The organism is Actinacidiphila sp. bgisy167 (genome assembly GCF_965342175.1).
Classification (GTDB): domain Bacteria; phylum Actinomycetota; class Actinomycetes; order Streptomycetales; family Streptomycetaceae; genus Actinacidiphila.
In genome coordinates this window covers 47039-68480 of sequence record NZ_CBDRBL010000025.1, presented here as the reverse complement: position 1 = coordinate 68480, position 21442 = coordinate 47039, and the positions used below count along the sequence as shown (strand labels likewise).

Sequence of the window (21442 nt, the reverse complement as noted above, 5' to 3'; positions counted from 1 at the left end):
CATGCCCCCCACCATCGACCTGGACGCATACGCCAAGGGCGTGCTGGACGGCTCCCGTTCCTGGATCGCGCGCGCCATCACCCTGGTGGAGTCGTCGCGGCCCGACCACCGGGAGCTCGCCCAGCGGCTGCTGACCGAACTGCTGCCGCACGCGGGCAGGGCCCGCAGGATCGGCGTCAGCGGGGTGCCGGGGGTGGGCAAGTCCACCTTCGTCGACGCCTTCGGCACCCTGCTCACCGGTCGCGGCCACCGGGTCGCGGTGCTCGCCGTCGACCCGTCCTCCACGCTGACCGGCGGCTCCATCCTGGGGGACAAGACCCGGATGGAGCGGCTGTCGGTGGACCGTTCGGCCTTCGTGCGGCCCTCGCCCTCGGCCGGGACGCTCGGCGGCGTGGCCAAGGCGACGAGGGAGTCCATGGTCGTGGTGGAGGCGGCCGGCTACGACGTCGTGCTCGTGGAGACCGTGGGCGTCGGACAGTCCGAGACCGCGGTCGCCGGCATGGTCGACACCTTCCTGCTGCTGACGCTGGCCCGTACCGGCGACCAGCTCCAGGGCATCAAGAAGGGCGTGCTCGAGCTCGCCGACGTCATCGCCGTCAACAAGGCCGACGGGCCCCATGAAGGCGACGCCCGCGCCGCGGCGCGTGAACTGTCCGGAGCCCTGCGGATGATGACCCCGGTGGACGCCGCGTGGACCCCGCCCGTACTGATGTGCAGCGCCCTGGAGGGCACAGGGCTGGAGCCCCTGTGGGAGCGGCTGGAGCAGCACCGCACGCTGCTGGAGTCCACGGGGCGGCTGGCCGCCAAGCGGCGTGACCAGCAGTTGGAATGGGCCTGGAGCATGGTCCGCGAGGAGCTGCTGGGCCGCCTCCGGGCGCACCCCGAGGTACGCAGGCTGACCCCGGAGATCGAACAGCAGGTCCGCGAGGGCACGCTGACGCCGACCGTGGCCGCCGCGCGCATTCTCGAGGCCTTCTCGGGCTGAGCGCACGGGGGTTCGCCGTCCGGGGGCCCGTCGGCGGCTTCGGGTCAGGCACACCGCCGCTTGTGGGGAGCCGCCCGGCGGCAGGCGTTCCGCCTGCCCGGGGCCCGGTCGGGACCGCCTCCCACGGACTCCCGAGGGGAGCCGGTCATCGCGTTACCCGGCGGACGAGGCAAGTTGTGGCGTGCTCGTTCCTTGCTGTTCCTTGTACGGCGCGGGAATGTTGGCGATGCCTCGTCAGACTCGCCCGCATGCCGCACTCATCATTCCGCGCGAGGGCCCTGCTGCTCGCGTCCGCGCTGGTCGCCGCCACCGTGAGCGTCGCCGGCGCCGCCTCCGCCGACACCGCCGCGGATGCCACGACCGCCACGACCACCACGGCGGATGACGCCGCGACGGCCGACGCCGGCCGGGTCGTCGTCTCCGCCGACTTCTCCGCGGACTCCCTGCCCCAGGGCTTCAAGGCGGTGCAGGGCGACTGGAAGGTCAGGGACGGCCGTCTGTGGGGCTCGTCGACGAGCTCGGGCCAGCTCAGCCGCCTCACCTTCGGCGAGCACCTGGGCGACTTCCGCATCGAGGTGACGGCCCGTTTCGAGACCGTGGCCGACGCGGGCCGCTGGACCGCGATGGGCCTCGACCTCGCGACCGACGGCTCCGTGCCGTGGTCCATAGCCACGATGCGCACGGGCACCACCGCGTCCAACGGCCTGGAGTTCGCGCAGCGCACGACGAGCAACACCTGGAACGTCACGGACACCCATGCGGCCCCCTTCGCAGCGGGAACCGGCAAGGACGTCAAGATCGCCGCCGAGGTCCACGGGGCGAGCGCCGTCTGGTACTTCGACGGCAAGGAGGTCATGCGCACCAACCGCGTCGCGCGTTCCGCGAACGGCGTCCAGGGCCTTGTGATCAACAACGCCTCGGCCTCCTACGACGACCTGAAGGTCACCGAACTGCCGCCGCGGAGCTGGATCCGCCCCGCCGGCGCGCCTCTCATGGTCATCGCCCACCGCGGCGCCTCCTCCGCGGCCCCGGAGAACACCCTGGTCTCCGAGGAGATAGCCCGCAAGGGCGGCGCCGACTTCATCGAGAACGACGTGCAGCCGAACAAGGACGGCATCCCCTACGTCCTGCACGACTCGACCGTCGACCGCACCACCGACGGCACCGGCGCCATCCGCTCGCTCACCGCGCAGCAGATCGCGGCGCTCGACGCCGGGTCCTGGTTCTCGCCGCACTACGCCGGCGCCCGCATCCCCACGTTCGCCGCGCAGCTGGACGATCTGCGCACGCGGGGCGGCGACCTGCTGCTGGAGATCAAGGGTTCGCACACCAAGGCCGAGGTCGCGACCATCGTCGACCTGATCCGCTCGCACGGCATGCTCGGCCGGGTCTTCGTGCAGAGCTTCGAGGTGGACGCCCTGCGCTACACCTACGAGCTCGCTCCGGAACTGCCCCTGGGGCTGCTGCGCAGCTCCCTGGACGCGGACCCGGTGGCGCTCGCCAAGGAACTGCACCTGGCGTCGTACAACCCCGAGGACGGCGCCCTCGCGAAGAAGCCCTCGGTCGTCGCGGATCTGCACCGGGCCGGCTTGGCCGTGATGGTGTGGACGGTCGACGGCGCCGACCGCTGGAAGGCGCTGGAATCGCTCGGCGTAGACGGCGTCATCACCAACCGCCCGACCGAGCTGGCCGGTTGGAACCAGGCCTTCCTGCAGAACCAGCAGGCCCCCGCGAAGCCCGCGGTGACCGTCACGTCGCCCGCGCCCGGCGCGACCCTCGACCGCGCGCAGACGCCCGTGCCGGCGGTGCAGAGCCAGGACGCGGAGAAGGTGGCGCTCACCCTCGACGGCCGTCCCGTCGAGGCGGGCGCCCGCTCGACCTGACCACCCTCGCCCTCGGTGAGCACACCTTGCGCGCCGAGGCCTCCGGCCCGGGTGGCACCACCGTGGCCACGTCGGTCCTCACGCTCCGGGCCGACGCGACCGGTCTGGCGCACCTCATCCTCACCTCGGGCGCCAAGGACGCCTCGGTCGGCACCATGGCCACGCTCCTCGCCCAGAAGCAGTACAGCACCCTCGCTACCTGGGCGAAGGTGCAGTCGGGCAAGGGTCTCGCCGCCGACCGGGCCTCCCTGATCGCCTCCGACGCCAAGGTCCTGGCCGCCGCGTCCTGACGACGGCCTCCAAGGCCACCGCGTCGACCACCGCGTCCTGACCACCGCCCCCTTCCGGCGCCGCCTCGGCGCCGGAAGGGGGCGTCGCGCTGCCCGGGTCAGGACTCCGCGCGGCTCCAGCGCGGATCGCGGCCCGTGCCGGCCAGCAGTCGGTCGACATCGTCTTCCAGCGGCACGGCACCGCCCTGGACTCCGGCGAGGCCGCGGGCATCGGGCGCGGACTGTTCGCGCAGAAGCTGGAGGCTGCCGGACACGTCTGCGGCATCCAGTTCCGGCCAGGCGGTTTCCGGACGTTCGCGCCCGCGGCGCCGGTGTCCCACTGGACGGGGCGGCGGGTCCCGCTCGACGAGGCACTGCCGGGCCACGAGACCGTGCCGGGCGCGGTGGTCGGCCCGCGGGACGATGACGCCCGTGTCGCCGCCCTCGACGCGTTCCTGCTCTCGCTCTCCTTCGTGCACGACCCGCGGGCGGCCCTCGCGACGGCTCTGGCCGACCGCGTCCGGCGCGACCGGAGCATCCTGCGGGTCGAGGGCTTCGCCCGCGCCGAGGGCTTGCCGGTCCGCTCCCTCCAGCGGCTGTTCGCCTCATACGTCGGTGTCGGCCCGAAGCGGGTCATCCTCCGTTACCGCGTCCACGAGGCGCTGGAGCGCGCGCACGCGCACCCTTGCGTCGACTGGGCCGTCCTGGCCGCGGAACTCGGGTACTGCGACCAGGCCCCTCTCGTCCGGGACTTCACCGCGACCGTCGGCGTACCGCCCACCGGCGTACGCGGGGTGAGCGGCCCCGCCGCACGAGCGTGGCGGAGCGGGGACGCCGCAGCCGGCGCCGTGGGTGCCTCCGGCCGGCGGCGGGCCTTCCGCGGCGCTCGCCCTGCGTGCCGGCATCGAACCAGCCGACCGGGGCGCCGCGGCTCGACGAGGCGGTCGCCGACCGCGACGGGGCGGGGCGCGAGGCGGTTCGGGGAGCGGGGCCGCGCACCGCTGGGCGGGGCTGGATCCGCGCCGTTGCCGGTCATCGCGGGTGCGGGGCTCCGACGTGCCCAGCTCGGGCACAGGCGCACGGGGGAAGGCCGTCGGGCTCCGGTCGCCGGAGAGGGGCGGTGCGGCGCCGCCGCCTGCGGGCCCGGGCAGGGACGGGGATGTGCGCCTGCGGCCTCCGCACGGGGCGTCCGGGAATGGCCGCCCCCCTCTCCGCGTTGAACCCCACGTCCAAGGAAATGAAAACCATTATGGACGCAGAGAGGAACCCCATGGCACGCAGTGAGCAGCGCCCGGTGGTCACGCTCCGTTCCACCGCCGGCACAGGCACCGCCTATGTGACCCGCAAGAACCGGCGCAACGACCCCGATCGCCTCGTCCTCCGCAAGTACGACCCGGCCGTCGGCCGCCACGTGCCGTTCCGCGAGGAGCGCTGACACCGGCGCACGCCGCCGCCCGCCGTCCCTTCCGCAGACGCAGACTGGAGCACACCGTGCAGCACTCGATCCACCCCGCCTACCGTCCGGTCGTCTTCCGTGACCGCAGCGCGGACCACGCCTTCCTCACCCGCTCCACGATGACCAGCGACAAGACCGTCGTCTGGGAGGACGGGAACACCTACCCGGTGGTCGACGTGGAGACCTCCTCCGCGAGCCACCCCTTCTACACAGGCAACGCCCGCGTCCTGGACACCGCCGGACGCGTCGAGCGCTTCGAGCGCCGGTACGGAACCGGCGCCCGCCGCGCCTGAGCCGCGGGGGCGGCCGCGGCTCCCTCAGGTCTTGCGGAACGTGTACGCGTCCTGGGCCGCCGCGGCCACCGCGTCCAGATCGGCGCCCGCCGACGCGGTGACGACCGCGGCCACCGCGCCCTCGACGAAGGGCGCGTCGACCAGCCGGGTGCCGGGCGGCAGCTCGTCCTCGTCGGCGAGCAGTGTCTTCACCGTCAGGACCGCGCTGCCCAGGTCCGCGAGGACGGCGACACCGTCGCCCTCGTCCACCGAGTGCGCGGCGGCGGCGATCCTGGCGGCGTCCGTGCCGAGTCCGCCGTCCGGGGCGCCGCCCGCGGCGGCCACCGGGACCCTGGCGCCGGCGCCGCTCAGCCCCGCCGCCATGGCGGCGACCGACTCGGCGACCTCGGCGCTGTGCGACACCAGAACCACTGCGACCGTCACGCGGCACCTCCTTGCGCCGTGCGGGCGAGGACGCCCATCAGGAGCGCCGAGGACGTGGCGCCCGGGTCCTGGTGCCCGATGCTGCGCTCCCCGAGGTAGCTCGCCCGCCCCTTGCGGGCCTGCATCGGCACGGTGGCCAGCGCGCCCTCGTCGGCGGCGATGGCGGCCGCCGACAGCGCCTCGGCGAGCCCGGCGCCCTTGTCGAGGGCGAAGGACAGCGCCTCCACGGCCGGCGCCAGCGCGTCCAGCATCGTCTTGTCGCCCTGTACGGCGCCGCCCAACTGGGCCACGCCGTCCACCCCGTCCCGCAACGCCTGCGCGAACTGCTCCGGCACGACCTGCCGGGCGTCGCCGAGGGCCTTCCCCGCCTTGCGCAGCAGTGTCCCGTACAACGGGCCCGAGGCGCCGCCGACCGTACTGATCAGCTGCCGTCCGACCAGGACCAGCACGCCGCCCGGAGTGTCCGGCGGCTCCTTGTCCACCGCGGCGCGCGCCGCGGCGAAGCCGCGCAGCATGTTCGCCCCGTGGTCGGCGTCCCCGATGGGGGAGTCCAGCTCCGTGAGCCGGTCCGCCTCGTGCTCGATCACCGAGGCCGCGGCGGTGAGCCAGCGGCGGAGGAAGGCCGCGTCGATCGCCTGGCCCGCTCCGGTGGACGATGCCTCGCTCATCTCTCCCGCTCTCCTCACCCTCGCTCAGGCGCCCCAGCGCAGGCCCGGCGTGCTCACCGGCGCGTCCCACAGCCGCAGCAGTTCCTCGTCCACCTGGCACAGGGACACCGAGGCACCCGCCATGTCCAGCGACGTCACATAGTTGCCGACCAGTGTGCGGGCCACCGTGACGCCGCGCGCCCCGAGCACGCGGTGGACCTCGGCGTTGAACCCGTACAACTCCAGCAGCGGCGTCCCGCCCATGCCGTTCACCAGCAGCAGCACCGGGCCCTGCGGGTGCAGGTCGTCCAGGACGGCGTCGACGGCGGCCTCGGCGATCTCGCCCGACGTCATCATGGCCCGCCGCTCCCGTCCCGGCTCGCCGTGGATGCCGATGCCCAGCTCCAGCTCCCCGGCCGGGAGGTCGAAGGTGGGAGCGCCCTTGGCCGGAGTGCTGACCGCGGTCAGCGCCACGCCGAAGCTGCGCGAGAGCTCGTTGACGCGTCGGGCGACGGCCTCGACCCGCTCCAGCGGCGCCCCCTGCTCGGCGAGCGCGCCCGCGATCTTCTCCACGAAGAGCGTGGCGCCGGTGCCGCGCCGTCCCGCCGTGTAGAGGCTGTCGGTCACGGCGACGTCGTCGTTGACCAGGACCTTGGCGACCGTGATCCCCTCGTCCTCGGCCAGCTCGGCGGCCATGTCGAAGTTCAGCACGTCACCGGTGTAGTTCTTCACGATGAACAGCACCCCGGCCCCGCTGTCCACCGCCGCGGCGGCCCGCACCATCTGGTCCGGAACCGGGGAGGTGAAAACCTCGCCGGGGCACGCGGCGTCCAGCATCCCGCGTCCCACGAAACCGCCGTGCAGCGGCTCGTGCCCCGACCCGCCCCCGGAGACCAGTCCGACCTTCCCCGCGACCGGCGCGTCCCGGCGCACGACCACCCGGTTCTCCACGTCGACGGTCAGCTCCGGGTGTGCGGCCGCGAGCCCCCGCAGCGCGTCGGCCACCACGGTCTCCGGGACATTGATCAGCATCTTCATCGAACGGCTCCGTCCAAAGGCTGGGTCTGGCGGTGCTGCGCTGTCACATCAGCCTACAAATCCGCCGCGTTCTGGGCAGTCCCGATGACGCATCCGTCTCCTGCGCGCCGTGCACGGAGCTTCGGCCGGGGTCGCGGTGTACGGGGCCGGGCGGCCGTCCTCCAGGCTTGTCGGATCGTGCGCCGGGAATCTACGGTGATCGGCGCCGACCGTTCGCCACGGCCCGCCGGACACCGCGGCCCGCCTCGTCCGGCCGGACGCCGACTTTCCCGAGGAGCCCGCCCTGCCCATGACAGATCTCCTGATCGACCTCAACGCGGATCTGGGGGAGGGCTACGGCCGGTGGGTCCTCACCGACGACGACGCGCTGCTGTCCGTCGTGACCAGCGCCAACGTCGCCTGCGGCTTCCACGCGGGCGACCCCGGCATCATGCGCCGGGTGTGCGACTCCGCGGCAGCGCGCGGGGTGCGCATCGGCGCCCAGGTCTCCTACCGCGACCTCGCGGGATTCGGCCGGCGGGCGATGGAGGTGCCCGCCGACGAGCTGGCCGACGAGATCACGTACCAGATCGGCGCCCTGGAGGTCTTCGCCCGCGCCGCCGGTGCCCGGGTGGCCTACGTGAAACCGCACGGGGCCCTCTACAACAAGGTCGTCGTGGACGACGAGCAGGCAGCCGCCGTCGCCGCGGGCACCCGGCTGGCAGACCCGGCCCTGCCGGTGCTCTGCCTGCCCGGATCGGCGATGGAGCGCGCGGCCCTGCGGGCCGGGCTGGACGTGGTGGGCGAGGCCTTCGCCGACCGGGCCTACACCGCCGCCGGCACACTCGTCCCGCGCGGCACCACGGGCGCGCTCATAGCCGACCCCCACCAGGTCGCCCGGCAGGCGGTCGCCCTCGCCCGCGACGGTGTCGCCACCGCACTGACCGGTGAACGGGTCGCGGTCCGGGCACGGTCGCTGTGCCTGCACGGCGACTCCCCGGACGCCGTCGCCACCGCCCTGCGGGTGCGGTCGGCGCTCGAGGCCGCGGGGGTGCGGCTGGCGGCGTTCGCATGAGGGTCCTCAGGGTCGGCGAGGACGCGCTCCTGATCGACCTGCCCAGCCCCGAAGAGGCGTGGTCCTGGCACGCCGAGCTCCTGCGCCGCCGCGGCGACGGCACCCTCGGGCCGGTGCGCGAGATCGTTCCCGGCGAGCGCACCGTGCTGCTGTCGGGGGTGGCCGACGCCGCCGCGCTCAGCGCCGGGTTGCGCGGTTGGTCCGTCACGGCCAGGGCGGCGGGAATCGGGCCGCTCGTGGAGATCCCCGTCCGCTACGACGGGCCCGACCTCGCGGTGGTGGCCGAGCGGTGGGGCGTGCCGGAGCAGGACGTGGCGGTCGTGCACAGCGGCACCGAACACCGGGTCGCCTTCTGCGGTTTCGCCCCGGGCTTCGCCTACATGACCGGGCTCGGCGAACGGTACGGCATACCGCGCCGGGCCGAGCCGCGCACCTCGGTGCCCGCCGGCTCGGTGGCCGTCGCGGGCCGCTACACCGGCATCTACCCGAGGAGTTCACCCGGCGGCTGGCACCTCATCGGGACCACCTCCGTTCGCCTGTGGGACCTCGACCGCGAACCGGCCGCGCTGCTCGCGCCCGGCACCCGGGTGCGCTTCGTCCCCGCGCCGGACGGGACCGGCGCATGAGCGCGGGCGAGCTGAGGGTCGTCAGGGCCGGCGCGCTGACCACCGTCCAGGACCTCGGGCGGCACGGGCACGCCGCCCTCGGCGTCGCCCGTTCCGGGGCCCTGGACGGGCCCGCGCACCGGCTCGCGAACCGCCTGGTGGGCAACGCCGACGGCGCCGCGACCCTGGAGACCACGCTGACCGGGGTCGCCGTCCGGGCCCTCCGTCCCGCCGTCGTTGCGGTCACCGGCGCGCCGGCGCCGGTCGTGGTGGACGGCCGCCCCGCCCCATGGGGCGCCGCCGTGCGGCTGCCGGCCGGCGCGGTGCTCGAGGTCGGGGCCGCCACGCGGGGCGTGCGCAGCTACCTCGCGGCCGCCGGGGGAGTCGCCGTCCCCCCAGTGCTCGGCAGCCGCTCCACCGACCTCCTCTCGGGGCTCGGGCCCGCGCCGCTGAGGGACGGGGACGTGCTGCCGCTGGGGCCGGCGCCCGGGCGACCCGGCCGCGCCGACCTCGCCCCGCACGCCGGTCCGCCGCGCGAACTCGTGCTGCCGCTGCGGCTCGGGCCGCGCGACGACTGGTTCACCGCCGCCGCCGTCCGCACCCTCGCGACAGGCCGCTTCCACGTCTCGGACCGCAGCAACCGCATCGCGCTGCGCACCACGGGACCCGTGCTCGAACGCGCCGTGCACCGAGAACTGCCGAGCGAGGGCATGGTCGTGGGCGCCGTCCAGGTGCCGCCCGAGGGAAGGCCGGTGGTCTTCCTCGCCGACTCGCCCACCACCGGCGGCTACCCCGTCATCGGTGTCGTCCCCGAGCGGGCCCTGGCGGCTGCCGCCCAGGCCGCACCGGGGCTCCCGGTGCGCTTCGTGCCCCACCGCTGAGGCCGGCCGCGGGCCGGGAACACGACCGGAGCGCGGCAAGGAGTGCGTACCGTGCCGAGGGGCCGCCGGGGGGCGGCCTGCGAAGTGGGACGGGAGGCCGAAGGCCTCGCGGCCATCCGCATGTCGTGGCGGTCCCGGCCGGTCGGCTCGCACCCCTGCTGGACGTACCCCTGCTCGGCCGACAGGCAGGGAACCGGGGTCCGTTCGACCTCGCCGGTGACGAAGCAGCCGGCCGGGTGGAGGAAGGGGCGCCCCGCCTCCGGTGACGCCTGTACCGTGCTCCCGTCGGCGGCGAAGACCGGGGGGGCAGGTCGAGTTCGCGGCCCCGGGGATCGGTGACGGCGAAGCGCACCGGCCGCTGGTCGTGGGCCTCGGTGAAGCCGGCCTCGGCCAGCGCCGCGACCACGGCGTGCTCCTGGTCCCGGCGGTGCATGAGGTCAGGTCCGGTGGTCGCGGGTCCGCCTCCCCAGCAGGGCGTCGCTCCCCCAGCCCCCGCCGACCCAGACCCGCGCCCCGGTCCTGCGCAGCAGGTCGAGGATCTCGACCACGTCCCGGCCGGTCGTCATCGCCGCTTCCGCCTCTCGTCCGGGTCGGAGCTGAGAGTCCCACCCGGAGTATGCTGAACGCAGCGGTGGCCCCCGGCGGCCGCCGCGCGGCGGTGGGGCCCGCCGTACCCGAACCGCGGTGTGAACCACCGCCAACGGTCCCTACTTGTGACGGAGCGCGCCCGCGGAAGGGCGCCGCACGAGTGGGAGAAGCATGACCTCACCAGCCCCCCGCACCGCGATGACCGAGCCCGCGACTCCCGACGCCGAACTCCAGCCGCCCGTGCCGCGACGCGCGCGGGCGCGCGAACAGACGCCCGTCGTGGCCGCGGTCGCGGCGGGCGGCGCCCTGGGAGCCTGCGCGCGCTACGGCGCGGGCCTGCTGTGGCCCACCGCGCCCGGCGCCTTCCCCTGGACCACCTTCGGCGTCAACGCGCTCGGCTGCGCCGTGATCGGCGTGTTCATGGTGGTCATCACCGAGATGTGGTCCCCGCACCGCCTCGTCCGCCCGTTCTTCGGCACCGGTGTGCTCGGCGGCTTCACCACCTTCTCCACCTACGCCGTCGACATCCACGGCCTGGTCCAGGGCGGTCACGCGGGCGCCGCGCTGGCCTACCTCGCCGCCACGCCGCTGATGGCGCTGGCCGCGGTGTGGGGTGCGGCGCACACGGCCCGCCGCCTGATCGGATGGAGGCAGACATGACAGGGCTGCACGGCACCGCGATGCGGCTGACGATCCTGGTCGGCGACAACGACACCTGGAACCACAAGCCGCTGTGCTCCGAGATCACCCGCCGCGCCCACGAGGCCGGCCTGGCAGGTGCCAGCGTCTTCCACGGGATCGAGGGCTTCGGGGCCTCCTCGCTGATCCACACCAGCCGGCTGCTCTCGCTGACCGACAACCTGCCGGTGGCGGTCGTCATCGTCGACCACGAAGACCGCGTCCGCGACTTCCTGCCGCAGCTCGACGAGCTGGTCACCGAAGGGCTGGTCACTCTCGACGAGGTCGAGGTCATCCGCTACGTGGGACGGGGGAGCGCCGCGTGAACTGGTTGCTGGTCATCGCCGGGGCCGTGGTCGGGGCGCCGCTGCGCTACCTCACGGACCGCGCCGTCCAGGCCCGGCATGACACGGTGTTCCCCTGGGGAACGTTCACGGTCAATCTGGCCGGCTGCCTCGTCCTGGGACTGCTGGCCGGAGCCGTCACCTACGGCGCGGCCTCCCACTCGACGCAGCTCCTGATCGGCACCGGCTTCTGCGGGGCGCTCACCACCTACTCGACCTTCTCCTACGAGACCCTGCGGCTGGCGGAGACCGGGGCGCGGTTCTTCGCCGTCGCGAACGTCGTCGCCAGCGTGATCACCGGGGCCGGCGCGGCCTTCACCGGAGCGGCGGTCGCCCAGGCGATCTGGGCCTGAGCGGGACGAACCGCACAACCGGCCTAAAATGGATGGGTCCACACTCCGGCCTGTCGCCCGGGGCGGACGCGGGTGTGTTCCCCGCCGACAGGCGCCGCGAGGAGTGCGCCGGGCGCCGGGCGACGCGGCTCCCACCGCGGGAGGGCACCATGTCCCTGGCTCAGCGTCCCGACACCCGGGTCCAGAGGGCGGGCCACGACCCGACCCCACCGGCCGACCTCCGCGACTCGCTGTTCACGGCGCCCCTGCTGCTGATCGGCGGTTGGCTGTTCTGCGCCGGCTGGGCGCTGGCGTATCCCAACACGCCCATCGGCAACGACGTACGCCTCGTCGACCTCGTCTTCTCGACCATCATCCTGCTCAACGCGATCGCCCGCGTGGCCCGGACCCGGGGGCCCGGCAGCGACGTCATCACCATCGTGTGCGGCGCGTGCCTGATCGTCTCGCCGTTCGTCTTCGGCTACTTCGACGATCCGGGGGCCGGTCTCGCGCCCCTTAACCAGATCGTGACGGGAGTGGTCCTGATGGTCCTCGGCGCGGTCAGCCTGGCGCTCATCGAGCGACGGCGCTCCCACCCGCCAGGCGATGACGCCGACGCGGCGCCCGCCCGCTGACGCCTCACCGCGGGAGCCCGCGCGGGGCCGTCCCGGCGCCCCTCGCGGCCCTGCCCTCGGTGCGGCGGACACAGGCCGCCGGCCGCCCGTTCCCGTCCCGTCGCCTGCCACGGACGGGGACGGGGACGGCGGCGCACGGCGACAGGAGGCCGCGATGGGCGACGCCGACCCCGGGCTCTTCGGGCCCGACTCGGTGACCTGGCAGATGCACGGCGACCCCATGATGTGGATCGCCGGCGTACGCGCGCTGTACCTGCAGGCGCTGCACCCGCGCGCGGTCCGCGGCGTCACGCAGAACTCGGACTTCCGCCAGGACGCGTGGGGCCGCCTGCTGCGCACCGCGGACTTCGTCGGCACCATCACCTACGGCACCACTGCGGAGGCCGAGCGCGCCGGCGCCCGGGTCCGCGGCATCCACCGCAGGCTCCGCGCGATGGACCCGGACAGCGGCGAACACTTCCCCGTCGACGACCCCGCACTGCTGCTGTGGGTCCACTGTGCCGAGATCGACTCCTATCTGGACGTCGCGCGGCGCTCCGGCTTCCCCCTCTCCGACGCGCAGGCCGACACCTATGTCGACGAACAACGCGAGGCCGCACGTCTGGTGGGGCTCGACCCGGCGGAGGTACCCGGCGACACCGCGTCGCTCGCCGCGTACATCGGTAAGACGCGGCCCGAACTCTCCGCCAGCCCCGAGGCGTTGGAGGTCTTCGCCTTCCTGCAGCGCCCGTCCGTGCCCCGGGCGCTGCTGCCCCTTCGCTGCGCCGCCTGGGGCCGGGCCACCGCACTGGCCTACGCCGCGCTGCCGCCCTTCGCCCACGAGCTGTACGGGCGGCCCGCCCCGGCCCCGCCCGTCACCGGGCGGCGGCTGCGGCGCACCGGCCTGCTGCTGCGCACGGTCCCCTCTCCCCTGCGCTGGCAGTTGCCCCCCGGGCACATCCTCAAGGCGGTCGGACGCCTCGGTCCCGGCACCCACCCGTCCGCGTACCGGCTGCAACGGCAGGCGCGTTTCCAGAGGTGAGCCCGTACGGGTGCCGGAGACCACCGGCCGCCCGCCGAGATGCGCCCGGTCCCCCGGCGCGTGCCGGCGGGGCCGCCGCGTCCCGCCGGGGCGCCGGGCGGCGACGGCGCCTACTGTGGAGGCGAGGGAGGCGCCGATGACCCGACCCGTCACGGTGGGCCTGGACGGCTCGCCCGAAAGCCACGCCGCAGTGTGCTGGGCGGCGCAGGAGGCTCTGCGGAGATCGGTAACGCTGCGCATGGTGCACGCCGGGGGACACCCCTACGGCGACGCGCTGGTGCGCGAGGCCGTACAGGAACTCGCCGGACGCCACCCGGACCTGCCGGTGACGACCGACGTGGCCGACGCCCCGCCGGCCGAACTGCTGGTCGCGGAGGCGGGACGCAGCGAACTGCTGGCACTCGGCTCGCAGCGGCTCAGCGGGCTCGGCGGCTTCCTCCTCGGTGCCGTGGGGCAGATGACGCTGGCCCGGGCCGAAGGCCCCGTCGTGGTCGTCCGCACGGGCCAGGAGGAGGACGCCGGGGACGACCGGCGCCCGGTGGTGCTCGGCTTCAGCCTGCGCAAAGGCGCCGACGAGGTGATGGCCTACGCGGTGGAGGACGCCCGGCGGCGCGGGGCGCGGCTTCGCGTCGTGCACGCCTGGTCGTACCCACCGACCTACGGATACGTCCCGGCGGCCATGGACCCGACCTGCGGCGCGGAGATCTCCGCGGCGGAGCGGCACGCGGTGCAGGCCGCCCTGCTGCCGTGGCGGGAGAAGGCTCCCGGGGTGGAGATCGTGGAGGAGGTCGTCGCGGGCAACGCCGCGCAGCCTCTGGTGGACGCGGCTGCCGGTGCCGCGCTGCTGGTCGTCGGGCGGTGCCGGAACCGCCCCGCCGGCGTGGGCCCGCACCTGGGGCCCGTGGCGCACGCGGTGCTGCACCACGCGGCCTGCCCGGTGGCCGTCGTCCCGCACTGACGCCCTCACGCCGACCGCCGGTCCTCACCGGAACGGCCCCGACCGGCGGCGTCCCGGACGCGTGAGCGGCACCCGGATGGCCTACCGCCCCCGCGAACCGGACCTCGCGCCACCCATGCCGCGCCGAACGGGCCCCTGACCCGCGCGACCATGGCGCGGAGGGCGTACCGCCCGGGCGCTACCGCGGCTCGTAGGGGGCTCCGCGATGCTCGGCCCCCCGGCCCTCGTCCCCTCCGCCGGGGTGGGGAGGCGCCGTGGAAGCCCGGCACCTGCCGAGAAACTGCGGCCCGCGGACTTCTCCACGCAGGTCAGGGCGTTCCTTCCGGAGACCCGCCCTTGACCGGCAGACCGGCCCGCAGCCACGCCTGGAAACCGCCCTCGAGATCGGTGGCCCGGGTGAGGCCGACGTCCAGCAGCGAGGCCGCGGCGAGGCTGGAGGTGTAGCCCTCGGAACAGGCCACGATCCAGCGCACGTCCGGGCCGGTGGCCTCGGGGATGCGGGCGTCGCTCAGCGGGTCGAGCCGCCATTCGAGGACGTTGCGCTCCACCACCAGGGCGTTCGGGAACTCGCCCTCCCGCGCCCGCTGGGCTGCCGGGCGGATGTCGACGAGCAGCGCTTCGCCCTCGGCGATCTCGGCCGCCGCCTCCTCGGGCCCGACCCGCCGCAAGCGGGCCCGGGCGCGGTCGAGCAGCCGGTCGATGCCGGACCTCACGGTGGTGGACGGGTTCATGGGGCGGCCTCCGGGGGCGAGCGCGGACGGGGTCGCCGTCACGGCAGTGCGCGTGACAGACGGACGTCACCGGGCACCGCCGAGGGCTCCGGCTCGTCCGTCAGCACGGTACGCGTGCGCCGCAGGGACCGCGCGTCGTCGACCGCGTAGTACGACATCGCCGTCAGGGGCGGCGAGTACGCGTGCACGCTCACCGCGGGCGCGGCGGAGGCGTTGACGACGTCGTGGACGTGCCCGAGCGGGAAGGCCGCGCCGCCGCCTGCGCGGAGTTCGCGGGTCGCGATGTGGCCGGGGCCGCGCTCGTCGTGGAGCCACCGGTGCTCGGTGAGCGTGCCGCCGACGACGGTGAGGGCGCCGAGCGACCCCGCGTGGTCGTGCAGTTCGGTGGAAGTGTCGCGGGGCCACGTGATCAGCCAGACGTCCACATAGGGGTCCTGGTGCAGCCGGGTGTACCAGCGGTGGTCGGGCAGGTGGACGGGGAGGTGGACCCCGGCCTCGACGGCGGCGGCGTAGCCGCGGACGAGCGCGCGCAGTTGGGGGAGGACGAGCGGGGTGGGACCGCTCGCCCGGTCGTACAGGGCCATGGCAGGGGGCTCCAGAGCGGGAGCATGACGCGCCTCGCCGGGGCGGGCGCTCGTCATGGGATGGTCGGGGGCGGAGGTCAGCCCCGGCGACAGCTCTGGTCGAAGTGGTGCGCGCGACGTCCCGGCCACAGGGGGCCCAGGTTCCAGACGTTCGTGCGCATGCCGCCATGAAAGCACACGACCGCCCGTGCCGTCGCGGGCGGTCGCCCCCGTCACATGAGTGACATATGCGCGGCGACGATCCGTGCGCACTCCCACGACTCGGTGTGCGTCGTGTCCACTTCGAGGTCGTAGACGACGCCGCGGTGGACCGATTCGGCCTGCGCCGCCGCCATGCCCGTCATCCGGTCGCCACGGGCGGTCTCCCGGCCCGCCGCCACCTCGGGCGCGCACCGGACGCCGACCCACAGCGCCCCCAGCCCGTCCAGGGCCCGCCGCCAGCGGTCCTGCGACGCGGGGCCGCCGAGGAACACCTCGTCGACGACCACCCGGGCGCCGGCCCGTGCCATGGCCGCGACGCCGACGGCGAAGGCCTCGTCCAGGGCCCGGAAGGTGTCGCCGACCGATAGGCTCCCGTCCGCGCCGAATCCGATGCCGCCGCCGGACCCGGAGTCCCGCAGTCCGGCGGGGAGGGCGTCGACGAGTGTGTCGGCGCCGAAGGTCAGCCACGCCTCCGGGAGCAGCAGCGCTTGCAGGCAGCGCGCGATGCCCGACTTCCCGGAGCTGGAGCCGCCGTTGAGGATGATCACCTGGGGAGTCATCGTGCCAGCCTAGGCAGGCCCCCTGCGCGCCGGGATGCCAGGGCCTTTTCGCCGGCCGGTGCGCGGCGGGCCGCCGCCCCGCCCGCGGCCCGCGCGCCTGACGAGGCCGGTGCGCTGTGATCGTCTCGGCCCTGCGGGGTGCCGGGCCCGTGGCCCCGGCCCGCGAAACCCCGCGAAACCCCGCGAGGAAGAGGCGCAGCACGGCGTTGCCTGCAGGGCCGAGGGAGCCGCCGCGCGGGATGGCGACCGTCAGCGCCGTGTCGGCGTAGCTCCGGTCGATCAGCACTGGTCCGTCCGGGGTGAGGATCACGGTCTCCGCATGCAGTCCACGTGGACGCGGTCGCGGCCGAGGCCCACCGGGCGGCAGCGACCCGGAGCCGGCAGGGCGCCCGGAACGGCGTGCGGGGAGGTCTGCCGCCCGGCTGCGAGCGGCCTGCGGACGTCGTACCGACTCACGACGCCGCCGACCCTCAGCGGTCAGCCCGCCCCCGTGCGCCGCCAGGGCCTGCCGTGCGGGCGGGCGGCAACTCGCCCCGGGGGCCGCGGGTCGAAGGCCCACCGCGCGGACCACCGCACGGACGGCGAAGGAGAGCCCCTGCGCGGGCTGGCGGGTGCGGAAGTCCATCAGATCGGCGACGCCGGGCTCGAAGAGGTCGGAGCCGGTGGTGAGGAACCACCCCTGAAGTGCTGCAGGAGCGTGGGGCAACGCGGCACAGTACCGGGCCGTCGTGGGTCTGTGGAGGCGGCGACGAGGTCGGTACGGTCCGCGTGGTGCCCCCGGGCACCGCGAAGCCCAGCCCGGCCAGGTGGCCGTCAGCTCCACCGCGCGCCCCTCGCCGGTCCCGGGCGATCACGACCGGTGGCCGCGCTGAAGCCGCGGACGCGTCATGGGACCCCTGGCCGGACGGTGTGCGCCGGCGGGAACCGGAACACCGAGGAGCGGAACCGGCGCCGCAGCGCGCAGGGCGCCGTCGTCGCGTTCTCCGGCGTGCGAATGATCGGACGGTGGCACCCCCGAGAGTGAATCCGGCATGAACCCGTGCGGGGTTCGGGCAGGTTCTTGCATGACCTGTCCGGGCCCCGGCGCGGTCGCTAGGCTGGCCCGGACGACGGAGTCGGGAGGAGAACGGACGTGGCCGAGAGCACGATCGGATCGCCGTTGGCGGGCGGGAAGGCGCCGCAGCTTGATCTGGCCAACGCGACATGGCAGTCGAGCAGCCAGGGTACGGGAGACGTCCAGATCGCCTTCGTCGAGGGCTACATCGCCATGAGGGACGGCCGGAACCCGGAGGGGCCCTCGCTGATCTTCACCCCGGCGGAGTGGCGGGCCTTCGTCCTCGGGGCGCGCGACGGCGAGTTCGACCTCACCTGACGGCATCTCACCGGTACGCAGCGCGGCCCGTCCTCGTCTCTGGGGGCGGGCCGCCGGACGTGCCGGTCCGGGCGGGGGCTCCTGCGGTGTGCCCCCGACTGCGGCATGTCCCCGCGCGCCGCACGACGGGCCGTCGAGTCGTTCTCCAGCGGCATGCGCCGAGGCGCCGCGGCGGTGTGAACCCGCACGTGGGCGCAGCTGACCGGGCGCAGCCGATCAATTCCTGGCGCACTCCGTACAGCCGTCGCCAGTTCGCCTGTATCCACTTACGCAGTGTCCCCGGTGGCGTACGCTGAGGTGCCATCGGACGGGTGTCCGAGCATCACCGGCGCGCCCCGGAGCGCGCCGGATCAGGCGCAGGGGGTGCAGGATGACGCGGCGCACACCGAAGACCCGGCGGCCGCTCCTCGAACGCGAGGCCGAGCTCGTGGCCGTCGACGAGGCGCTGGCCGAACTCACCGGCATACAGGTCGCGGGGAGCCACCCCCGCAGCGGTCCCCGGCGCGGTGGCGTGCTCGCCTTCGCCGCGCCGGCGGGCCTCGGCAAGACGACCCTGCTCGCGGAGACCCGGCGCCGGGCCGCCGCCCTCGGCTGCACCGTCCTGTACGGCCGCGGCGGCGACCAGGAGCAGGGCGTCGCCTTCCACGTCGCCCGCCAGCTGCTCCAGCCCCAGCTCGCCGGAGCCGGCGACGCGGCGCTGCGCTCGACCCTGGGCAGCTGGTACGGCATCGTCGGCCCCGCTCTGGGGCTGTGCACCGACGGCGAGGGCGCGCCCCCTGACCCGCAGGGGCTCGCGGACGGACTGGACTGGGTGCTCACCGACATCGCCGTCCGCCGTTCCCCCGTGGTCCTCGTGCTCGACGACGCCCACTGGGCCGATGCCGAGTCCCTGCGCTGGCTGGCCGCCTTCGCGCCCCGCGCCGAGGAGCTGCCGATGCTCGTCGTCGTGGCCTACCGCCCCGACGAACTCCCCGCCCACGCCGAGGCGTTCCGCGGGCTGCCCGACCGCTCCGGCACGCGTCCGCTCGGCCTGGAACCGCTCAGTGCCGCCGCCATCGGCCGGCTCGTCCGGGAGAGCGTCGGCGAGCACGCCGACGAGGCCTTCTGCCGCGAGGCCTGGGCCGTCACCGCCGGCAACCCCTTCGAGGTCGTGGAGCTCACCGCCAAGGTCGTCGACCGCGGACTGCGGCCCGACGAGTCCAGCGTGCACCTCCTGCGCGACCTCGCGGCCGACGCCAAGGGCAGCGGACTCATCGCCCGCCTCCAGCGCCTGGGGCCCTCCACCGTCCGCATGGCGTGGGCCGCCGCCGTCCTCGGCACGTCCATCTCGCCGGCGATCGCGGCGAGCGTGGCGGGCCTGGGCGGGGAGGAGGCCGCCGACGCGGCCGACCGGCTGCGCGAGGCACGCATCCTCACCGGCAGCGAGGTGCTGGAGTTCGTGCACCCTCTCATCGCCACGGCTGTCTACCGGGCGATCCCCGACGCCGTCCGGGTCGCCCTGCACGGCCAGGCCGCCAACGCCGTGGTGAACGCCGGGCTCGGCCCCTCCGCCGCCGCCCGCCACCTGCTGGAGACCCACCCCGAGGGCGACCCCTGGACCGTCTCGCAGCTCCGCCGGGCCGCCCGGGACACCGCCCGGGCCGGCGCCCCCGACGCGGCCCGCCGCTACCTCGCGCGGGCGCTGCGCGAGCCTCCCCCGTTCGAGGACCGGGCGGCCGTCCTCTTCGAACTGGGCTGCTCCTCCCTGCTGACCGAACCGGCCACCACCGTCAACCACCTGCGCGCCGCGCTCGAGGAGCCGGTCATCGATCCGACGCTGCGCGACGCGATCACCTACCGGCTCTCCCAGGCGCTGGCCCACTCCGACCGGCTTGGCGAGGCGGCGGACACCGTGGGGCAGGCCGCCCGCACCGCCACCAACGCGCGTACCCGGCTGCGGATGCAGGAAGAGCAGTTCATGTGGGACGCCTTCCGCTCCGACGAACCCGACTCCCCGGCCCGCTCCCGCCGGCTGGCCCGCCTCGCCGACCGGCTGTCCGGACGCGACCTGACGGAGCGCTACATCATCGGCCTGAGGGCCTGGGACGCCACCCTGCGCGCCGAGCCCGCCGAGACCGCGCTGCGCCACTCCGACCGCGCCCTGCGGGGCGGCCTGCCCTGGGCCCACGAGGACTTCGGCTTCGAGGTCCCGGTCCTCGTGGCGATGACGTACATGTACGCCGACCGGCCCGGCCGCGCCGAGGAGCTCTTCGCCGCCGGCATCGGCGACTACGAGCGCCAGGGATGGCGCGGCGCCCACCTCGCCTTCGGCTACTCCCTGCTGGGGTACGTGCGTTACCGCCGCGGCCGGCTCGCTGAGGCCGAGGACTTCGCCCGCGACGGCCTGCGGCTCGCCGACCGTGTCGGCCGCGGCACCCCGGTCGTCTGGTACACCGTGGCGATCCTCGTCCAGATCCTGCTCGCCCGCGGACGGGTCCGCGAGGCCACGGCCCTCGCCGAGGAGTACGACTTCTGCGAGCCGTTCCCGGCGGCCGTCACCTTCCCGGACGCACAGACCGTCTACGGCGAGCTGCTGCTCGCCCGCGGCATGGTCAACGACGCCATCGCCCAGCTCGAGGCCTGCGGCCGCCGGCTCGACCCCCGGGGCATGCGCAACCCCGCATGGTCGCCGTGGCAGCTCCACCTCGCCCTCGCCGAGGCCCGGGACACCCCCGAGCGGGCCCGCGCCACCGCCGCTTCCGCCGTCGAGCGCGCCCGCCAGTACGGCACCGCGTCCGCGATCGGCCAGGCGCTGCGGGTCGCCGCCGAGGTGGCCGCGGAGAGCGACCGGCTCAAACTGCTGCACGAGGCGGTCGCCTACCTGGAGCGCTCGCCCGCCGGCTACGAGCTGGCCCTGACCCTGGTCGACCATGGCGCCGCACTGCGTCGTGAGGCCCGGCTCCAGGAGGCGGCCGATCAGCTCTACCGGGGTCTGGAGACGGCAGTCAACTGCGGCGCGGACACACTTGCCGAACGCGCGCGCGACGAACTCGCCGCCGCCGGACTGCGCCCGCGCAGGCTCCGTACGACGGAGACCGACGCCCTCACCGCCCAGGAGCGGGCGGCCGCCTCACGAGCCGCCCGTGGTGAGGACGACGAGGAGATAGCGACGGCCCTGGACACCGACGTGGAGAGCGTCACCCGTCTGCTCTCCGCCGTCTACCGCAAGATCGGCACCGACCGGGCGGGCCTCGCCAAGGCCCTGGCGCAGTAGCGACGCGACCCCGGGCACACGGGTGGCCGGGGGACCGTACGATGGGCCCATGTCCTTCCTCCGCCGCCGCAACGCCGCAACGCCCACAGGGCCGGAATTCGACGTCCTGGCCATGGACCCGGGTGACTGGCCGGGCGAACTCGGCGCCGGGCTGCTGCCCGGTGAGGACGGCAGCTGCCAGGGCATCTTCCTGCGCTACGACCTCTTCGGCGGGCGTGGGCCCGCCATGCTGATCGGCAACCTGCCCGAGGGCTCGCCCGCCCGCGATCTCGAAGAGGGACAGGTCCCCTTCGAGATCGCGCAGCTGCTGCTGGCCCTCGGCAACGACGAGCCGGTGGAGGTCGTCGGCACCGAGGACACCCCGGTCATGCACGGGGACAACCTGCTGATCGTGCGCAAGGTGAAGCTCTCGGAGGGGCGCATCGCCTGCACCCAGTTCGACCGCAGCGACGGCGTCCTGGTCACCATCGCGACCTGGGACCGCCCGATCACCGACGACCTCTACCAGTTGCTCAAGCCCCTCCCCGCGGAGATGTTCCAGCAGGGCTGACCGCGGCCCGGGCGGATCCCGTCCGGCCGGACAGCCGCCCACGGCGGCAGGCAGGGTGAGCAGGGTAGGGCGGCAGCGCGGCGCGCCCTCGACCGACGACG

The 21442-nt window shown here is 74.9% G+C and carries 24 protein-coding genes and 2 pseudogenes; 18 read left to right on the top strand and 8 right to left on the bottom strand.

Annotated features, from left to right (window positions below; translation table 11 throughout):
- Nucleotide 1: 1 nt before the first annotated feature.
- The 6 genes and pseudogenes from meaB (at nt 2) to ACRWND_RS12850 (ending at nt 4886) form a co-directional block, all read left to right on the top strand.
- A complete protein-coding gene (gene meaB, locus ACRWND_RS12875) occupies nt 2-985 on the top strand; it encodes a methylmalonyl Co-A mutase-associated GTPase MeaB (RefSeq protein ID WP_431948854.1) in 984 nt (327 codons plus the stop codon).
- Nucleotides 986-1233: 248 nt separating this feature from the next.
- The gene (locus ACRWND_RS12870; protein WP_431948853.1) at nt 1234-2868 is read left to right on the top strand and encodes a glycerophosphodiester phosphodiesterase; all 1635 of its coding nucleotides are present in this window, start codon (nt 1234-1236) and stop codon (nt 2866-2868) included.
- 62 nt (nt 2869-2930) lie between these two features.
- A complete protein-coding gene (locus tag ACRWND_RS12865; protein WP_431948852.1) occupies nt 2931-3158 on the top strand; it encodes a hypothetical protein in 228 nt (75 codons plus the stop codon).
- 89 nt (nt 3159-3247) lie between these two features.
- Nucleotides 3248-3919 (top strand): annotated as a pseudogene (locus tag ACRWND_RS12860) (helix-turn-helix domain-containing protein); the annotation flags it as partial.
- A 488-nt stretch (nt 3920-4407) separates the two neighbouring features.
- The gene (rpmG, locus tag ACRWND_RS12855) at nt 4408-4572 is read left to right on the top strand and encodes a 50S ribosomal protein L33 (RefSeq protein ID WP_431948851.1); all 165 of its coding nucleotides are present in this window, start codon (nt 4408-4410) and stop codon (nt 4570-4572) included.
- 56 nt (nt 4573-4628) lie between these two features.
- Complete coding sequence (locus ACRWND_RS12850) at nt 4629-4886, top strand: type B 50S ribosomal protein L31 (RefSeq protein WP_431948850.1); 258 nt, start codon at nt 4629-4631, stop codon at nt 4884-4886.
- Between the two features lie 24 nt (nt 4887-4910).
- Here ACRWND_RS12850 and ACRWND_RS12845 read toward each other — a convergent pair whose 3' ends face one another.
- The 3 genes from ACRWND_RS12845 to dhaK are packed head-to-tail and all read right to left on the bottom strand — an operon-like array spanning nt 4911 to nt 6994.
- Nucleotides 4911-5249, bottom strand: a complete 339-nt coding sequence (locus ACRWND_RS12845) for a PTS fructose transporter subunit IIA (protein ID WP_431948865.1) — start codon at nt 5247-5249, stop codon at nt 4911-4913.
- A 56-nt stretch (nt 5250-5305) separates the two neighbouring features.
- Nucleotides 5306-5977 carry a dihydroxyacetone kinase subunit DhaL gene (gene dhaL / locus ACRWND_RS12840; protein WP_431948849.1) on the bottom strand — a complete coding sequence of 224 codons (672 nt, stop codon included), beginning with the start codon at nt 5975-5977 and terminating at the stop codon, nt 5306-5308.
- A 24-nt stretch (nt 5978-6001) separates the two neighbouring features.
- Nucleotides 6002-6994 (bottom strand): dihydroxyacetone kinase subunit DhaK, encoded by a 993-nt coding sequence (dhaK, locus tag ACRWND_RS12835; RefSeq protein ID WP_431948848.1) that lies wholly within the window; start codon nt 6992-6994, stop codon nt 6002-6004.
- A 289-nt stretch (nt 6995-7283) separates the two neighbouring features.
- Between dhaK and ACRWND_RS12830 the strand changes: the two genes are divergently transcribed.
- Genes ACRWND_RS12830 through ACRWND_RS12820 form a run of 3 tightly spaced genes read left to right on the top strand, consistent with a single transcriptional unit; the run spans nt 7284 to nt 9534 of the window.
- Entirely contained in the window at nt 7284-8048 is a 765-nt protein-coding gene (locus ACRWND_RS12830) for a LamB/YcsF family protein (protein ID WP_431948847.1), read from the top strand.
- Nucleotides 8045-8674 (top strand): 5-oxoprolinase subunit B family protein, encoded by a 630-nt coding sequence (locus tag ACRWND_RS12825; RefSeq protein ID WP_431948846.1) that lies wholly within the window; start codon nt 8045-8047, stop codon nt 8672-8674. The genes ACRWND_RS12830 and ACRWND_RS12825 overlap by 4 nt, the downstream gene beginning before the upstream one ends.
- Nucleotides 8671-9534 carry a biotin-dependent carboxyltransferase family protein gene (locus ACRWND_RS12820; protein ID WP_431948845.1) on the top strand — a complete coding sequence of 288 codons (864 nt, stop codon included), beginning with the start codon at nt 8671-8673 and terminating at the stop codon, nt 9532-9534. The genes ACRWND_RS12825 and ACRWND_RS12820 overlap by 4 nt, the downstream gene beginning before the upstream one ends.
- Here ACRWND_RS12820 and ACRWND_RS12815 read toward each other — a convergent pair.
- Both ACRWND_RS12815 and ACRWND_RS12810 read right to left on the bottom strand, forming a co-directional pair.
- Nucleotides 9441-9967 (bottom strand): annotated as a pseudogene (locus tag ACRWND_RS12815) (nucleotidyltransferase domain-containing protein). The gene ACRWND_RS12820 and the pseudogene ACRWND_RS12815 sit on opposite strands and share 94 nt — an antisense overlap.
- Before the next feature lie 4 nt (nt 9968-9971).
- On the bottom strand, nt 9972-10100 hold the full coding sequence (locus ACRWND_RS12810; RefSeq protein WP_431948844.1) for a nucleotidyltransferase domain-containing protein: 129 nt from the start codon (nt 10098-10100) through the stop codon (nt 9972-9974).
- Nucleotides 10101-10293: 193 nt separating this feature from the next.
- On the opposite strand from ACRWND_RS12810, the gene ACRWND_RS12805 reads away from it, so the two are divergent.
- From ACRWND_RS12805 to ACRWND_RS12780, 6 genes are all read left to right on the top strand, one after another.
- Nucleotides 10294-10782: a fluoride efflux transporter FluC gene (locus tag ACRWND_RS12805; RefSeq protein ID WP_431948843.1), complete on the top strand. Its 489-nt coding sequence runs from the start codon at nt 10294-10296 to the stop codon at nt 10780-10782.
- Nucleotides 10779-11126: a DUF190 domain-containing protein gene (locus ACRWND_RS12800; protein ID WP_431948842.1), complete on the top strand. Its 348-nt coding sequence runs from the start codon at nt 10779-10781 to the stop codon at nt 11124-11126. Before ACRWND_RS12805 ends, ACRWND_RS12800 begins: the two co-directional genes overlap by 4 nt.
- Nucleotides 11123-11497, top strand: a complete 375-nt coding sequence (gene crcB / locus ACRWND_RS12795; RefSeq protein WP_431948841.1) for a fluoride efflux transporter CrcB — start codon at nt 11123-11125, stop codon at nt 11495-11497. The genes ACRWND_RS12800 and crcB overlap by 4 nt, the downstream gene beginning before the upstream one ends.
- A gap of 149 nt (nt 11498-11646) precedes the next feature.
- Nucleotides 11647-12111: an SPW repeat domain-containing protein gene (locus ACRWND_RS12790; RefSeq protein WP_431948840.1), complete on the top strand. Its 465-nt coding sequence runs from the start codon at nt 11647-11649 to the stop codon at nt 12109-12111.
- A gap of 154 nt (nt 12112-12265) precedes the next feature.
- The gene (locus tag ACRWND_RS12785) at nt 12266-13132 is read left to right on the top strand and encodes an oxygenase MpaB family protein (protein ID WP_431948839.1); all 867 of its coding nucleotides are present in this window, start codon (nt 12266-12268) and stop codon (nt 13130-13132) included.
- A 136-nt stretch (nt 13133-13268) separates the two neighbouring features.
- Nucleotides 13269-14090: a universal stress protein gene (locus tag ACRWND_RS12780; protein ID WP_431948838.1), complete on the top strand. Its 822-nt coding sequence runs from the start codon at nt 13269-13271 to the stop codon at nt 14088-14090.
- A 308-nt stretch (nt 14091-14398) separates the two neighbouring features.
- Here ACRWND_RS12780 and ACRWND_RS12775 read toward each other — a convergent pair whose 3' ends face one another.
- The 3 genes from ACRWND_RS12775 to cpt all read right to left on the bottom strand — a co-directional run bounded on the left by ACRWND_RS12775 (nt 14399) and on the right by cpt (nt 16166).
- Nucleotides 14399-14821 carry a rhodanese-like domain-containing protein gene (locus ACRWND_RS12775; RefSeq protein WP_431948837.1) on the bottom strand — a complete coding sequence of 141 codons (423 nt, stop codon included), beginning with the start codon at nt 14819-14821 and terminating at the stop codon, nt 14399-14401.
- Nucleotides 14822-14859: 38 nt separating this feature from the next.
- Nucleotides 14860-15405, bottom strand: a complete 546-nt coding sequence (locus ACRWND_RS12770; protein WP_431948836.1) for a cysteine dioxygenase — start codon at nt 15403-15405, stop codon at nt 14860-14862.
- A gap of 212 nt (nt 15406-15617) precedes the next feature.
- The gene (gene cpt / locus ACRWND_RS12765; RefSeq protein ID WP_431948835.1) at nt 15618-16166 is read right to left on the bottom strand and encodes a chloramphenicol phosphotransferase CPT; all 549 of its coding nucleotides are present in this window, start codon (nt 16164-16166) and stop codon (nt 15618-15620) included.
- Nucleotides 16167-17298: 1132 nt separating this feature from the next.
- Between cpt and ACRWND_RS12760 the strand changes: the two genes are divergently transcribed.
- From ACRWND_RS12760 to ACRWND_RS12750, 3 genes are all read left to right on the top strand, one after another.
- The gene (locus ACRWND_RS12760; protein ID WP_431948834.1) at nt 17299-17538 is read left to right on the top strand and encodes a DUF397 domain-containing protein; all 240 of its coding nucleotides are present in this window, start codon (nt 17299-17301) and stop codon (nt 17536-17538) included.
- 370 nt (nt 17539-17908) lie between these two features.
- The gene (locus tag ACRWND_RS12755) at nt 17909-20791 is read left to right on the top strand and encodes an ATP-binding protein (protein ID WP_431948833.1); all 2883 of its coding nucleotides are present in this window, start codon (nt 17909-17911) and stop codon (nt 20789-20791) included.
- Nucleotides 20792-20840: 49 nt separating this feature from the next.
- Nucleotides 20841-21341: a hypothetical protein gene (locus ACRWND_RS12750; RefSeq protein WP_431948832.1), complete on the top strand. Its 501-nt coding sequence runs from the start codon at nt 20841-20843 to the stop codon at nt 21339-21341.
- The last annotated feature ends 101 nt before the right edge of the window (nt 21342-21442 follow it).